The organism is Microlunatus kandeliicorticis (genome assembly GCF_014137855.1).
In the GTDB taxonomy this organism is placed as follows: Bacteria; Actinomycetota; Actinomycetes; order Propionibacteriales; family Propionibacteriaceae; genus Microlunatus; species Microlunatus kandeliicorticis.
This window is the reverse complement of record NZ_JACGWT010000002.1, coordinates 876,850-891,150: the sequence shown is the minus strand read 5'-3', so window position 1 is coordinate 891,150 and position 14,301 is coordinate 876,850. Positions and strand designations below refer to the sequence as shown.

The window sequence follows — 14,301 nt, the reverse complement described above, 5'->3', positions numbered from 1 at the left end:
TGCCCGGAACCCTAGGCGAGGACATCGCCGCGTTCCGGCAACTCGTCGAAGCGCGCCATGCTCATCCCGCCGTAGCGGAGACCGTCGGCGCTGAACGTCACCGGTTCTCCCACCGACCCGTAGCCGTCGCCCTCAGCGATCAGCCAACGGTCCGCGCTCTCCTCCATCAGCCGGTCAGAGCCCTCGATCGGGTCCCAGCCGGCCGGGAAGATCGCAGTCAGCGAGCCGCCGAGCGCGGCCAGGTCGAGCACACCCCACCGACTCGCGTAACGGCCGGTCCGGCCGAGTGCCTCCGGACTCACCGCCCGATCGGCGTGGTCCTCCCGCTCCTGCCGGGCTCGGTCGAGCAGCCGCACGACGCCAGTGGCCAGCGCCGTGGCCGGCCCGTCGGTGGCGTTGGTCAGCACCGAGACGACCAGCCCGGTGACCGGGTCGCAATAGGTCTTGGTGATGTGCCCGGGGTAGCCGCCGGAATGACCGACCAGCAGGTGGTCGTGGACGCGCTCGTGCACCATGCCGAGGCCGTAGCCCGGACCGTCAGGCTTCTCGGGGTCGCCGCTGTTGAGCTTGCGCTGCTGCAGTCGCTTGCTGCGGTCGGTCAACAACCGCTCGTCGCCCATCCGGTGTGCCGCGAAGTACCGCACCAGGTCGGTGGCGGTGGAGGTGAACCCGGTGGCCGCAGCCATCGCGCGGGTGTCGACGTGGTCGAGCCGCTCGCGCGTGGTTCCGACGGTCAGGCCGGTGTAGCCGGCGGCGTAGTCTCCGGCCCGCTCGGGCAGGTACTCGGCCGCGGTGTCGTCCAACCCGAGGGGCCCGGTCACGAACTCCCGGCAGGCGTCGAAGAAGCTGCCACCGGTGACGTCCTCGATCACCAGACCGAGCACGGAGAACCCGAGGTTGCTGTAGGCGAACAGCTCTCCGGGCTCCCGCTTGCGTCCGCCACGGACGAGCTCGAGCAGCTCGGCGCGGTCCGGAAAGGCTCGCGCCGCCTGCCAGTAGTCGGCGTCGCGACCGTCCCGGAGCAAGCCGCCGGTGTGCTCGAGCAGCTCGCGGACGGTGATCGCGCCGTAGTCGTCCGCGAGCTCCGGCACGTGGGCCGCGACCGCGTCCTCCAGACCCAGCCGACCCTGCTCCACCAGCTTCAGGACCACCGTGGAGGTGAACGTCTTCGAGTGCGACGCGATCCGGAAGAGGTGCTGGGGGGTCAGCGGTGTCCGGGTCTCCAGCTCGGCGAAGCCGTAGGCCCGGGAGAGCAGCACCCGCCCGGCCACGCCGACGGCGACCTGGGCGCCCGGAACCCGGCTGTGCCAGACCCGGTAGGCCAGCCACCGGTCGACGGCCGCGAGGGTGTCCTCGTCGGGGATCCAGGGATCGGTCGGGTGGGATGCATCGGTGGTCACGTCAGCTCCTTTGCTTCGGGTCGAGGGCGGCACGGAGCGTGTCGCCCAGAGAGATGATGCTCAGCACCGTCACGGCCAGGAACAGGCTCGGGAACCAGAGCAGGTGCGGGGCGTTCTGGAACTGGTCGGAGGCGTCGGAGAGCTGGAGACCCCAGGAGATCGCCGGCGCCTGCAGTCCAATCCCGAGATAGGTCAGGGAGCTCTCGGCGACGATCACCCCGCCGACCGTGATCGTGGCCACGACCAACACCGGCGCGACCGCCCCGGGAAGGATGTACCGGGTGACGACGCGCCACCACCCGAGCCCCATCGTGTGGGCGGCCAGCACGTAGTCGGCTCCCCGGACCGAGCGGACCGACCCACGGACCAGTCGCGCCATGGTCGGCCAGCCGAACAGCGCCAGGGTCATCGAGACGGTCAGCACGGAGCGCTGCCCGACGCTGTTGAGCACGACGATCGCACCGAGCAGGAACGGGAAGCCGAGGAAGATGTCGGTCAGCCGGGAGAGCAGGAAGTCGGCCCACCCGCCGATCAGGCCCGCGACCAGCCCGATCACCAGGGCCAGCGCGAGGGCCAGCACGGTGGTCAGCACCCCGACGGCCAGGGACGAGCGTGTGCCGTAGACGACATTGGCGTAGAGGTCGCAGCCCTGGATGTCGAAGCCGAAGGGGTGCCCGGCTCGCGGCGGGTCGCCGCTCGAGCCGAGATCGCAGACGGTCGGGTCCCCGTGACCGAACAGCCCGGCGACCGGGCCGGGCAACAGGGCGATGATCATCAGCACCAGCACGAGCACGGCCGGCACCACGAAGCCGGGCCGCCGGACCAGGCCACGGAACGGGCGTCGGACGTCCTCGGGGTCGGTGGCCAGGTCGGGCACGACCACCTCAGTCAGTTCAGCCACGACGGATCCTCGGGTCGAGCAGACCGTGGGCGAGGTCCACGAGCAGGCTGGTGAGCAGGAAGATCACGATCAGTGCGGTGGAGATGCCGACCACGGTCGGCCCTTCGTGCGCACGGATCGAGGTGACCAGCAGGTTGCCGACGCCGGGCAGGTTGAAGATGCCCTCGACGATCACCGTGCCGCCGAGCAGGTACCCCAGGTCCGTACCCAGATAGGTCACCGTGGGGATCAGCGAGTTCCGCAGCACGTGCACACCGACCACCCGGCGCGGAGGCACTCCGAGCGAGCGTGCGGTGCGGACGTAGTCCGCACCGAGCCCCTCGAGCATCGACCCGCGGGTCAGCCGGGAGACCGAGGCCAGCCCGAAGACGGCGATCACCAGGCCCGGCAGGATGAACGAGATCGGCCAGCCCTCCCGCGAGCCGGCCACCGGGAACCAGCCGAGCCGGACCCCGAAGACCAGCTGGGCGACCGAGCCGAGGACGAAGACGGGGATCGCGCTGAGCACGATGGTGGCGGCCAGCACGCCCTTGTCGATCACCGTCCCCCGACGCAGGGCGGCGAGGATCCCGAGCCCGACGCCGAGGACGATCTCGAAGACCCAGGCGGTCAGCGCGAGGACGATGGTGACGGGCCAGCGCTCGCGCAGCTGCTCGGTGACCGACCGGCCGGTGAAGGACGTCCCGAGATCCCCGTGCAGCAGACCACCGAGGAAGCGCAGGTACTGCTCGCCGACCGGTTCGTCCAGGTGGTACTCCGCGCGCAGGTTGGCGATCACCGTCTCGGTCAGCGGCCGGTCTCCACCCAGGGCGCGGATCGGGTCTCCCGGCAGCGAGAACACCATCAGGTAGATCACGAAGGTGACGCCGAGGAAGACGACGACCAGGCCGAGCAGCCGCTGCCCGACCCGTAACGCGGTGCGCCCGGTGATCATGCCGACGCCGCGAGGTGCGCGGCGGCAGCCAGCACGGCGCCGAGCTGGACGCCGACCAGGCGTTCGATCGGGACCAGCCAGGCGTCCGACACGTCCGCGGCGGCGGCAGCCTGCCACCGCGCGTAGTCGGCTCCCAGCTCGCCCCGCAGTCGGCGGACGGTGACCGGCGCGGTGCCGGCCTCGGCCTCGACGTCGAGGGCGCGCAACAGCATTCCCCCGTGGCGCAGGCCGAAGCAGCGGACGAGGTCCTCCCGCCCGAACCGTTCGGCCACGGTGGCCGGGCGCTGGGCCTCCTCGAGGTCTGCGCGGGCGAGGTCCATACCGGCCAGCTCCCCGAGCATCGGGACGAAGACCCGCGAAGCCCGGCGGAACGGGCTTTCGATGCCGAGCAGCGGTTCGGCGGCGTCGAGCGTGTGCTGCAAGCGGTCGCCGAGCGCACGCAGGTCGGTCGCCGTCCGGCGGACGAGCTCGGCATAGGACTCGTCGGTGACGGTCAGGTCGTCGGCGGCCGGGTGGCTCCACAAGGGCAGCTCGGCCACCAGCCCCAAGGTCCCGTGCCGCTGCGCGGCGTACTCGCCGGACGACGAACCACTGATCTGCGCGGCGGCGTCGAGGCCGAGCCGGTCGAGGTAGTCGTAGGCGTCGGCGATCGTGCCGGTGCCGAAGATCGCCGGCGCGTAGGTCTGCAGGTAGGGCGACTCGGGCTCACCGACGTCGAGCGGGAGCCCGAGCGAGGCCGGGACCGCATGCAACGTCTCGGTCAGCGAGGGGACCCGCCGGGACAGGTAGTAGTACACACCCCCGAACTCGCCGTTGTGCAGACTGACGTAGAGGTCGGGCCGCACCGCGTCGATCAGCCGCATCAGCGCCAGGGCCTCGGGCATCATTGCGTCGAAGTAGGCGTCGCGGTAGTCCGTCGGAAAGCTCCACTCGACCTGCTCGTCCGGCGCCGGACGGTAGAACCAGCGGGCGTAGAAGTTGCGGTCGGACGGGTCGGCGTACCAGCGCTCGTTCATCCGGGCACCGTCCGGATCGACACACGGGACGACGTGCCAGCGAGCCGGCACCGCCCGACGCAGGGCCTGATCCGTCAGCACGGTCGAGGCCAGCTCGTGGGCGGTGTGGAACCCGATCGGCTCGTTGGGGTGGACGCCACCGACGAGGAGGTGCTCGCGGTCGGCCGAGCCGGCCTGCCCGGCCACTTCGCGTCCGTCGACGGTGTAGACGTGGATCGGCTCGCCGAGCCGGCTGGTGCCGATCCGGCGCCGACTGACCCGGCCGGGGTGCTGCTCGGCCAGCCGGTCGAACCGGTCGGCCAGCTCGTCCACCGACCAGAACGATCCGATCGGCCGCACCGCTCCGGCGCGTCGGACGATCTCGTTCGGGCCGAGCGTCGAGCTGGTGACCACCTCCCCCGTCGTCACGACTTGGTCAGGGTGATGCCGGTGATCACCGGGCTGCCCGCAGAAGCGGGGAGCTGACCGACCCGGTCGCTGACCACGTAGGAGTACTTGTCGAAGAACGTCGGCACCACCGGGAAGTCGCCGATGATCACCTTCTGCGTGTCGGCGTAGAGCTGGGCTGCCTGGTCCGTGCTGGTCGCCGCGTCGGCCTTGGCCAGCATCGCATCCACTTCGTCGTTGTGGTACTTGCCGGTGCAGAGCGTGCATCCGCCGGTCGTGGTGAACAACGCTCGCAGGGTGTTCTGCTGGCTGACGTACAGGGCACCCCAGTGACCGAAGTGCGGTCCCGCGACGGTCGAGTCGGTGAGGCTCTGCCAGTACTCCGACCAGTCGGTGGTCGGCGTGGCCACGACATTCGGGATCCCGAGGTTCTGACGGATCTGGTTCGCGTAGGCCTTGTAGAGACTGTCGAGCGACAGACCGCCCGGATAGACGATCTTCATCGTCCCGCCCTTCCAGCCACCGGCCTCGGCGAGCAGCTGCTTGGCCGCCGCCGGGTCGAAGGTGCAGTACTGGCCGCAGACGCCGGTCGGCGTGCCCTGCATGGTCGGTGGGGTCAGCGCTGTGGCCGGCGCGTACAAGCCGCCGTAGATCGCCTTGTTGACGGCCTGCCGGTCGATCGACATCGAGATCGCCTGACGGACCCGCTTGTCGGAGAACCGCTTGTCCCACAGCGGGAAGCCCAGGTAGTCGATGCCGGGAGCATCGAAGCTGTGCAGGCGGTCGCCGAAGTCCTTGCTGGCCGAGGTCATCTTCCCGGTCGGCAGGAAGACGATGTCGGCGTTGCCGGCGAGCACATCGGTGTAGGCGGTGTTCGTGTCGGCGTAAGGGCGGAAGGTGACGGCATCGACCTTGGCGACGTTGCTGCCCTTGTAGTCGGCCCACTTCTTGACAGTGAACTCCTTGTCCGGGGTGAAGTCCCCGGTCATTTCGAAGGGACCATCGCCGATCGGGTGCTGGTCATAGGCCTTGAGGTCCTTGTAAGCCGACTCCGGCATGGGGTAGAAGCCGGTCTGCGCCTGCGACAGCTGCAGGGGAAACGAGCTGTCGGGCTTGCTCAACGTCACCGTGAAGGTGTGGTCGTCGACCACCTTGAGCCCACTCATCGTCGTGGTCTTCGGCTTGCCCTTGGACGGGTTGAGGTCGGTGTAGCCCTGGATACCAGCCAGCTGGCCGCTGTTCTCGAAGGCGTTGGTGCTCAGCGCCGTCGCGTTCCAGGCGTCCACGTAGCTCTTCGCCGTCACCGGCTCACCGTTCTGGAAGGTCCAGCCCTGGCGGATGGTGATCGTCCAGTGCTGCGCGTCGTCCGACGTGACCGACTTGGCCTGCAGATAGCTGATGTTGTTCGACGAGTCGACCTCGACCAGCGGCGCGAACAGCGACATCACCTGGTCGAAGGCGACGGTCTGCCGGCCGGGCGTCAGGTGGTCCGGCACCCCGGTCGCGTAGACCAGCGTGCCTCCGACCCCGGCTGCTGAGCCGCCGCTGCTGGAGTCGGGATCCTGCGTGCCGACCGCACACCCGGCCGTGACCAGCACGGCGGCGGCCGCCAATGCACTCAGTCGCGTCAACCGGGTGAGGCGGGAACGGTGAACGGACATCGGGCCTCCCGAGGCACGGATTCGGCCGTGCGCACCGCCGCGGAGAACCCGCGGATGGCGATGACCGTAGGCAGGTAGCGCTCTCAAGGTCCAGTGAAAGTTCAGTTTGTATTGAATCCTTTACACCGTCGAAATACGACCGCTCGCGCTGCCGCTTGCGATCATGACGGTCGCTACGATGCAGCGGCATGGACGAGCCGACGGTCGACAACCGCGGGCTGCGCGCCGGCCACCGGGACCGCGACGCCGTGGTCGACCTGCTCCGCGAGGCCGCCGCGGAGGGGCGGATCGATCTCGAGGAGCTCGACCAGCGGATCGGGTCGGCGCTGTCGGCGCGCACCTTCGGCGAGCTGGACGACCTCGTCGTCGACCTGACCGACGACCTGCCCTCGCGCAGCGGTCTCCCGGGCGTCCCGAGCACCGCGCCGCGTTCCGCCGTGCCGGCCCGGGTGCCCGGACCGCCGGCGCCGCACGCGGCCGGCTACTCCGCCGAGGACCCGCTCCGGCTGGACGGCGGGATGAGCAGCGAGAAGCGCGACGGGGTCTGGACCGTGCCGCCGTTCCTGGCGATCAACCAGGGCTTCGGGTCGGTCAAGCTCAACTGCCTGGCCGCGGTGGCCGCCGCCCCGACGATCATGGTCGAGCTGACCCCGGGCGCCGGCTCGGTGTTGATCATCCTCCCGGAGGGCTGGGCGGCCGACCTCGACCGGGTCAACAAGGCCTGGGGCAGCAAGTCCGTCGAGGTCGCATCCCAGCCCGCCCCGGGCTGCCCGGTGCTGGTCTTCCGCGGCTCGGTCGGCTTCGGCAGCGTCCGGGTCCGGTACGGCCGGCCCGGCGAGCTGCGGCGCGCCGAGCAGTCCCGCGCCGCGCTCGGTCCGGCCTGACGCCGGCCTGTCGGGCTCAGTCCCGCGGTCGCTCGGCCAGCAGGCTGTAGGCGTTGGGCAACCGCCCGCGCCAGGCCGCCGCGTCCACCCCGCCCGGCCACCAGAACGGGTCGGGGTGCTCGGCCAGGTGCCGGACCCGCAGTCCGGCACCGGCCACCGCGGTGACCACCTCGCCCAGCGTGTGCTGACTGACCACCGCCCCGCCGTCGGGAAAGGCGTCGACCACGAACTCCGTGCCGAAGTAGCTGCGGTCGTCGCGGACCCGCGGCACGTCGGGATCCCAGCTCCACAACGGCGCCATCGGGTGCTCCTCGTGGACGAACAGCACCCCGCCCGGCTCGAGCACCCGCGCGACCGCGGCCGCCCAGGCGTCGAGGTCGGCCAGCCAGATCAGGGCGCCCTTGCCGGTGTAGACCAGACCGGCGCAGCCGTCGGCCAGCGGGACGTCGGGCAGCGCGGCGACCACGTAGTCCGCCGCCAGCCCGACCTCCCGGGCCCGCCGGCGGGCCGCCCCGACGGCCACCGTGCTGAAGTCGATCCCGAGCACCGAGCCGGCCCCGGCGGCCAGCAGCCCGGCGTCGTCGATGCCGTGACCGCTCTGGAGGTGGACCACCCGCGGGGCGGTCGCCAGGACGTCGGCCAGCAGCGCGCGTTCGAGGGGCAGCAGCGAGCCCCCGGCCCGCAGCTGCTCGACCATCTCGTCGTGCTCGCGGACGTGCTTGGTCGAGGCCGCCTCCCAGGCGGCCCGGTTGACCTCACGGTGCTCCGGTCGCGGCGTGCTCACGCCACCAGTGTCACCCGGGGCGCCCTTCGACAGGCTCAGGGCACGGAGGGGTGGGCTCAGGGCACGGAGGGGTGGACCGAGGTGTCCTTCGACGGGCTCAGGGCACGGCCGGGCGGTCAGGAGGCGGGGAGCGGTCGGCCCGGGACGAGCCCGGCCGCGACAGCGGCGGCGTTGGCCTCGGTGAGCACGTCGAGCACCGGACGGTCGACGGCGAGCGCGGCGACGTCGTCGAACTCGGGGGTGGCGCGGGTGATCACGCCGTCGGCGTGCGCGATCTTGATCCGCACCTCACCACCGGTCACGGTCACGGTGTGCCAGGCCCGGGTGGCCGGGAACTTGGTCCAGCCGCTCTGCCGCAGCCCGAAGGTCGGGGTGGTCGCGGTGATCACCGACCGGAGCGCAGCGGCCCGGTCGGGACGGGCGAGCACCGAGAGGGTGTGCGCCGGCCGCCCCTTCTTCATGATCACCGGAGTCAACCAGGCGTCGTCGGCGCCGGCGGCCAGCAACCGGCTGATCACGTCGGGCCAGACCCGCGGGTCGAGGTCGTCGACGTTGGCCTCGATCACCACGGCGTCCTCGGCCGCGGCCGGCGCCTGCCGCTCGCCGATGATCACCCGGGTCACGTTGGCCCGTCCCGGGAAGTCCTTGGTGCCGGCCCCGGCGCCGGCCCGCTCGACGACCAGTCCGGGCAGGTCCTCCGAGCGCTCGGCCAGCGTGACCACCAGCGCCATCCCGGTCGGCGTGGTCAGCTCACCCTCCCCGCCCGCGGTCACCCGCCAGCCGGTGGACAACTCGGTCACCGCCGGCACCGGCACCGGGATGCTGCCGTGTGCGGCCCGGGTGCGACCCGAACCGAGCGCGACCGGTCCGGCACTGACCGACTCGACTCCGAGGTCGTGCAGAGCGGCGCAGACCCCCACCACGTCGGCGATCGAGTCGAGCGCGCCAACCTCGTGGAAGTGCACGCTGTCGGCCGGGATCCCGTGCACCCGGCCCTCGGCCTCGGCCAGCGCGGCGAAGGTGGCCAGGGCGTGATCACGAACCGGCGGCTCGAGTCCCGCGTCGGTGATCATGGTCCGGATGGTCGACCAGGTGCGGTGCGGCGGGTCGTCGACGGTCATGATCACGTCGGCCTTGGTGGCCCGCAGCCCGGCGCGCTGGACGCCGTCGACCTCGAGCCGGACCGAGTCGCTGACCACCGCGTCCACCGCCGCCTGCACCGCCGGCAGCGCCGCCCCGGCGTCGATCAGGGCACCGAGCAGCATGTCGCCGGCGACGCCCGCGGAGGCGTCGATCCAGAGGTGTCGGGTCACGCGTCGCCTTCGCTGTCGGTCTGCGGGTGTGCTCCCGGGGACGCCGGGGACACGTCGGTCGGGAAGGGGGCGGCGATCTGGGCGGCCAGGTGGCCGGCACCGTAGCCGTTGTCGATGTTGACCACGCTCACCCCCGGCGAGCACGAGTTGAGCATGGTGAGCAGCGCCGCCACCCCGCCGAACGAGGCGCCGTAGCCGACCGAGGTCGGCACCGCCACCACCGGCGCGGAGACCAGGCCGGCGACCACGCTGGGCAGCGCGCCGTCCATCCCGGCCACCACCACGACCACCCGGGCGGCCCGCAGGGTGTCGCGGCGGCGGAGGATCCGGTGCAGCCCGGCCACCCCGGCGTCCATGATCAGCTCGACCTCGCGGCCGAGGTAGCGGGCGGTGTGCACCACCTCGCGGGCCACCGGCAGGTCGGAGGTCCCGGCCCCGACCACCACGACCCGGCCGCCCCCGGTCTCCGGTGGGGTCGGAGGCCAGGCCAGCAGCCCGGCCTCGCGGTCGTGGAACGCGTCCGGCAGCTCGTGCAGCACGGCCTCGGCGTGCGCGTCCCCGGCACGGGTGAACAGCGTGGTCACGTCCGGACGGGTGCCGACCTCGCGGGCGATCGCCCCCACCTGCTCCGGCGTCTTGCCCGCGCAGTAGATCGCCTCGGGATAGCCGCGCCGGGCGGTCCGTTCGAGGTCGAGGTCGATGCCGTCCAGCGGGTCCGGCGCCGCGGCCGGGTCCACCGGCGCGCTCACCGGCGGTCGAGCACGGTCAGCGTGAACGCCCCCGACTGCATCCCGGCCAGGTCGACGGTGACCCAGCGGAAGCCGGCGTCGAGCACGGCGCGGCGCAGCGCGGTCCGGGTCGGCTCGGTGGCGGCCCGCACCAGGTCGTCGGCGCTCAGCTCGAGCCGGGCGATCTCGCCGTGGTGCCGGACCCGGCCGTCGGCGAACCCCAGCCGGTGCAGCGCGGCCTCGGCCCGGTCGATCTGGGCCAGCTTCTCCGGGGTGACCTCCTCGCCGTGCGGGATCCGCGAGGCCAGGCAGGGTGCGGCCGGCTTGTCGGCGCAGGGCAGCTGCCAGGCCCGGGCCAGCGCGCGGACCGCCGCCTTGTCCAGACCGACGTCGGCGAGCGGCCGGAGCACCCGGTGGTCGGTGGCCGCCTGCGCACCCGGCCGGTCGGGGCGCTTGGCGTCGTCGGCGTTCTCGCCGTAGGCGACGGCGTCGAGCCGGTGCGCGGCCACCACCTCGCCGGAGATCTGGGTGAACAGCTGGTCCTTGCAGAAGAAGCAGCGGTCGGCGCCGTTGGCGCGGTACTCGGGGCGGTCGCCCTCGCGGGTCTCCACCTCGACCACCGGGACGCCGATGAAGGCCGCCACCTGGTGCGCGGCGGCGCGCTCCTCGGTGGCCAGGCTCGGTGAGACGCCGAGCACCGCGAGCACCCGGTCGGCCCCCAGCACGCGGACCGCGGCGGCCAGCAGCACCGAGGAGTCGACACCGCCGGAGAAGGCCACCCCGAGCCGTTCGACGCCGGCCAGGGTCTCGCCGATCGCGGCCAGGTCGGCGGCCACGTCACGGTCGGCGGCAGCGAGCGACGGGGCGGTCATCCGGCCACCTCCTGCTCGCGGTCGAGGAACTCCAGGGCCAGGCGCACGATCTCCTCCGGAGGATGGGCGACGTCGATCTCGGTGCCGTCCTCGTCGGACTGCAGCGGTTCGAGGGTGGCCAGCTGCGACTCGAGCAGGCTGGTGGGCATGAAGTGACCGGTCCGGTGCTGCATCCGGTCGGCGAGCAGCTGCGGGCTGCCGGCCAGGTGCAGGAACACCACCCGGGCGTCGGCGGTCCGCAGCACGTCGCGGTAGGCGCGCTTGAGCGCCGAGCAGGTGAGGATGACGTCGCCGTCGGCCTCGTCGATCCACTCCCGCAGCGACTGCAGCCAGGGCTGCCGGTCGGCGTCGGTCAGCGGGACGCCCGAGCTCATCTTCTGCTTGTTGGCGGCGCTGTGGAAGTCGTCGGCCTCGGCGACCGGCCAGCCGAGCCGCGCCGACAGCAGGTCGGCGACGGTGGTCTTGCCGGACCCGGAGACGCCCATCACGACGGCGGCGAGCTTCGCTGCGGTGGAGGACGTCACCGCACCATCCTGCCAAACGCCCGCAGCGCGGCCGGACCTGGCAGCATGCGGCTCGGCACCACCCGACGAGGAGCGTCATGGCAGCGATCGAGAGCCGCACCCCACCGACCCGGCGACGCGCTGCGCGAGCCCGCACCCACCGGCTGCTCGCCGGGGCGACCGTGCTCGGCCTGGTCGGTGCGCTGCTCGTCCCCGGAACACCGTCCGGGGCGGCGCCGTCCACCGGGAGGGCGCCCTCGGGGCCGGCCGCGGGACAGGCGACCGGGCCGGCCGCGACCCCGTCCGGTCCGCGGGTGGCCGTCCGGGTCGACCAGCTCGGCTACGTCGACGACGCACCCAAGTACGCCTTCGTGCTCTCCGCGGCTCCCCTGACCCGGCCGCGGCTGGCCGTGGTCGACGCGCGCGGCCGGACCGTGGCCACCGTCGTCGCGACCCGCCGCGGACGGTGGAGCGCCGCCTACCCCGACGTCTACCAGGCCGATCTCGGCGCCGTGCGCCGCCACGGGCGCTACCGGCTGGTGCTGCTCGGCAGCACCGCCGTGTCGCCGAGCTTCCCCGTCGCCTCGGCCCGGACCCTGTGGGCACCGGTGCTGGCCAAGGGGGTGGCCTTCGACCAGCTGCAGCGCGACGGGGCGGCGGTCCGGCCGCGACCCGCGGCGGCCGGGACCATCCGGCGCGCGCCGTCGCACCGCGACGACGCCCGGGCCGGCGTCTACCACTGGCCGCGGTTCACCGCACCGGACACCGACGAGATCGCCGACGCCGACCTGCGGGCCTATCCCGGCGAGCACGTCGACGCCGAGGGCGGCTGGTTCGACGCCGGCGACTACCTCAAGTTCACCCACTCGACGGCGTACGCCGACGTGCTGCTCTACGCCGCCGCCGCGCAGGCGCCCGCCGACCGGATCGGCCGGGCCCGGCGCGCCGCGCTGCTCGCCGAGGCCCGGCACGGCACCCGTTGGCTGCGTCAGATGTGGGACGGCCGACGCGGCGTCCTCGCCTTCCAGGTCGGGATCGGCTCGGGCAACGCCGCCGGCACCTTCACCGGCGACCACGACCTGTGGCGCCTCCCGCAGGCCGACGACCACGACACCGCGCACGCCGACCGCTACAGCGCCGCGCACCGGCCGGTGTTCGTGGCCAACCGGCCCGGGCAGCGGATCAGCCCGAACCTGGCCGGCCGCACCGCCGCCGCACTGGCCATGGCCGCGCGCGCCGACGCCCGCCGTCATCCCGCCCGGGCCCGCGCCGAGCTGGCCGAGGCCACCGCGATCTACCGGCTGGCCGACACCGCGGGCTACGAGCAGCACCCGCACCGCCAGCTGGTCACCGCGCTGCCGTGGGCGTTCTATCCCGAGACGGTCTGGCGGGACGACATGGAGCTCGGCGCGGTGGAGATCGCGCAGGCGCGCCGGGCCCTGGGCCGGCCGACCGGTGGCTACCTCGACCAGGCCGCGCACTGGGCCGCCGGCTATCTCGTCCACGACCGCGGCGACACCCTCAACCTCTACGACGACAGCGCGCTGGCCCACGTCGAGCTGGTCCGGGCCACCCGCGGCCGGTCGGCCCTCCGCACGATCGACGCCCGGGTCACCGCCGACCTGGCCGCGCAGCTGTCCGGGGCGGCTCGGCGGTCGGCTGCCGACCCGTTCCGGGCCGGGGTCGACGGCACCCAGTTCGACGTCGACAGCCACACCCTCGGGCTGGTCGCCACCGCGGGCTGGTACCACCGGCTCACCGGCAGCCACCGGTTCGACGCGCTGGCCGCCTCGTTGCAGGCCTGGGTGTTCGGCGCGAACGCCTGGGGCGTCAGCTTCATGGTCGGGGTCGGGACCACCTTCCCGCGCTGCCTCCAGCACCAGGTGGCGAACCTGGCCGGCCGGCTCGACGGACGTCCGCCGCTGCCGGTCGGTGCGGTGGTCAACGGCCCGAACGGCGCCGACCTGTTCAGCGACGGACTGGACGGCTTCCAGGACGGCATGCGGCACTGCCCGGGCACCGGCGCCGTGCCCGCCGTCCGGGCCGGGGTCTTCGACGGCTCGGGCAGCGTCTTCCTCGACGACGTCCGGTCCTGGCAGACCGACGAACCCGCCCTCGACATGACCGGTGCCGCGATCATCGCCGCCGCGGTGCAGAGCTCGTGAGCCCCGGAGGGCGAGGCCGGGCTCAGTCAGCGAAGACGGCGCGGATCCCGCGGTTGGCGCTGCTGCGGTAGGCACCGACGTCGACGCGCGCCGCGAGCGCACCCGCGTCCATCAGCTCGCAGCAGAGCAGCTCGGCGGCCAGCGCGTGCCGGGTCTCGACGTCCGGGAGCAGCACCGGGCCGGTCCGGGTCGCCGCGTGCCCCGGGACGTCGAGCGCGAGGCCCGGCGGCTCGGTCCGCCCGAGCAGCAGCACGGTGTCCCAGCTCAGCTCGGTGCGGCGGCCTTCCGGGACGCGGGCCAGAGCCTCGAGCTCGCCACCCGGCCCCCAGGCCCGGTCGAGGTCGTCGAGCAGGTCGAGCACGGCGTCGGGTCCCGCGTCCTCGAGGTCCTCCTCGGGCTCCTCCTCGGAGCGCTGGCCCGGTTCCGGCAGGTAGGCCCGGAGCCGGCACCGGGTGCCCAGCGCGGGCCGGTCGACCGTCCAGGTCGTCAGCGCGACCACACCGTCGGAGCGGCCGGGACGGCGGCCCGGCTCACCGGTCGAGCGCGGCACCGACCCGGACGGCGTGCGCCTGGCTGGTCAGCTCCGGGATCCCCAGCAGCACGGCGCTCAGGCTGGCCAGTCCCCCGACGCTGGCCGCGGCCTGCGCGGCGGCGGCCCGTCGTCGACGCCGGGCCGCGCCGGCACCGGGGCCGAAGAGGTCGTCGTCGAAGCGGTCGCCGTCGGTTCGCATGACCCGATCCTGCGGGCGCCGG

Annotated in this window: 14 protein-coding genes; 2 read left to right on the top strand and 12 right to left on the bottom strand. The window is 73.1% G+C overall.

Features of this window, described 5'->3' with window-relative positions; translation table 11 throughout:
- Positions 1-11 precede the first annotated feature (11 nt).
- Genes FHX74_RS08980 through FHX74_RS08960 form a run of 5 tightly spaced genes read right to left on the bottom strand, consistent with a single transcriptional unit; the run spans position 12 to position 6,299 of the window.
- On the bottom strand, positions 12-1,400 hold the full coding sequence (locus tag FHX74_RS08980) for a serine hydrolase domain-containing protein (RefSeq protein ID WP_220483614.1): 1,389 nt from the start codon (positions 1,398-1,400) through the stop codon (positions 12-14).
- Between the two features lies 1 nt (position 1,401).
- A complete protein-coding gene (locus FHX74_RS08975) occupies positions 1,402-2,301 on the bottom strand; it encodes an ABC transporter permease (protein ID WP_220483613.1) in 900 nt (299 codons plus the stop codon).
- Positions 2,294-3,235, bottom strand: a complete 942-nt coding sequence (locus tag FHX74_RS08970) for an ABC transporter permease (protein ID WP_182559696.1) — start codon at positions 3,233-3,235, stop codon at positions 2,294-2,296. The genes FHX74_RS08975 and FHX74_RS08970 overlap by 8 nt, the downstream gene beginning before the upstream one ends.
- The gene (locus FHX74_RS08965) at positions 3,232-4,659 is read right to left on the bottom strand and encodes a M14 family zinc carboxypeptidase (protein ID WP_182559695.1); all 1,428 of its coding nucleotides are present in this window, start codon (positions 4,657-4,659) and stop codon (positions 3,232-3,234) included. Before FHX74_RS08965 ends, FHX74_RS08970 begins: the two co-directional genes overlap by 4 nt.
- Positions 4,656-6,299 (bottom strand): peptide ABC transporter substrate-binding protein, encoded by a 1,644-nt coding sequence (locus FHX74_RS08960; RefSeq protein ID WP_182559694.1) that lies wholly within the window; start codon positions 6,297-6,299, stop codon positions 4,656-4,658. Before FHX74_RS08960 ends, FHX74_RS08965 begins: the two co-directional genes overlap by 4 nt.
- Before the next feature lie 188 nt (positions 6,300-6,487).
- Between FHX74_RS08960 and FHX74_RS08955 the strand changes: the two genes are divergently transcribed.
- Positions 6,488-7,183 carry a DUF1707 SHOCT-like domain-containing protein gene (locus FHX74_RS08955; protein ID WP_182559693.1) on the top strand — a complete coding sequence of 232 codons (696 nt, stop codon included), beginning with the start codon at positions 6,488-6,490 and terminating at the stop codon, positions 7,181-7,183.
- A gap of 16 nt (positions 7,184-7,199) precedes the next feature.
- Here the strand turns inward: FHX74_RS08955 and FHX74_RS08950 are convergent, their stop codons facing one another.
- The 5 genes from FHX74_RS08950 to FHX74_RS08930 all read right to left on the bottom strand — a co-directional run bounded on the left by FHX74_RS08950 (position 7,200) and on the right by FHX74_RS08930 (position 11,404).
- A complete protein-coding gene (locus tag FHX74_RS08950; RefSeq protein WP_328823718.1) occupies positions 7,200-7,967 on the bottom strand; it encodes a methyltransferase domain-containing protein in 768 nt (255 codons plus the stop codon).
- A gap of 116 nt (positions 7,968-8,083) precedes the next feature.
- Entirely contained in the window at positions 8,084-9,280 is a 1,197-nt protein-coding gene (larC, locus tag FHX74_RS08945; protein WP_182559692.1) for a nickel pincer cofactor biosynthesis protein LarC, read from the bottom strand.
- Positions 9,277-10,029 (bottom strand): nickel pincer cofactor biosynthesis protein LarB, encoded by a 753-nt coding sequence (gene larB, locus FHX74_RS08940; protein WP_328823717.1) that lies wholly within the window; start codon positions 10,027-10,029, stop codon positions 9,277-9,279. The genes larC and larB overlap by 4 nt, the downstream gene beginning before the upstream one ends.
- Positions 10,026-10,880, bottom strand: a complete 855-nt coding sequence (larE, locus tag FHX74_RS08935) for an ATP-dependent sacrificial sulfur transferase LarE (protein ID WP_182559691.1) — start codon at positions 10,878-10,880, stop codon at positions 10,026-10,028. Before larE ends, larB begins: the two co-directional genes overlap by 4 nt.
- The gene (locus FHX74_RS08930; protein WP_328823716.1) at positions 10,877-11,404 is read right to left on the bottom strand and encodes a gluconokinase; all 528 of its coding nucleotides are present in this window, start codon (positions 11,402-11,404) and stop codon (positions 10,877-10,879) included. Before FHX74_RS08930 ends, larE begins: the two co-directional genes overlap by 4 nt.
- Positions 11,405-11,481: 77 nt before the next feature.
- On the opposite strand from FHX74_RS08930, the gene FHX74_RS08925 reads away from it, so the two are divergent.
- Positions 11,482-13,548 carry a glycoside hydrolase family 9 protein gene (locus tag FHX74_RS08925; protein ID WP_182559690.1) on the top strand — a complete coding sequence of 689 codons (2,067 nt, stop codon included), beginning with the start codon at positions 11,482-11,484 and terminating at the stop codon, positions 13,546-13,548.
- Between the two features lie 22 nt (positions 13,549-13,570).
- Here FHX74_RS08925 and FHX74_RS08920 read toward each other — a convergent pair whose 3' ends face one another.
- On the bottom strand, positions 13,571-14,047 hold the full coding sequence (locus FHX74_RS08920; RefSeq protein ID WP_182559689.1) for a hypothetical protein: 477 nt from the start codon (positions 14,045-14,047) through the stop codon (positions 13,571-13,573).
- Between the two features lie 31 nt (positions 14,048-14,078).
- Positions 14,079-14,279, bottom strand: a complete 201-nt coding sequence (locus tag FHX74_RS08915; RefSeq protein WP_182559688.1) for a hypothetical protein — start codon at positions 14,277-14,279, stop codon at positions 14,079-14,081.
- Positions 14,280-14,301: the final 22 nt, after the last annotated feature.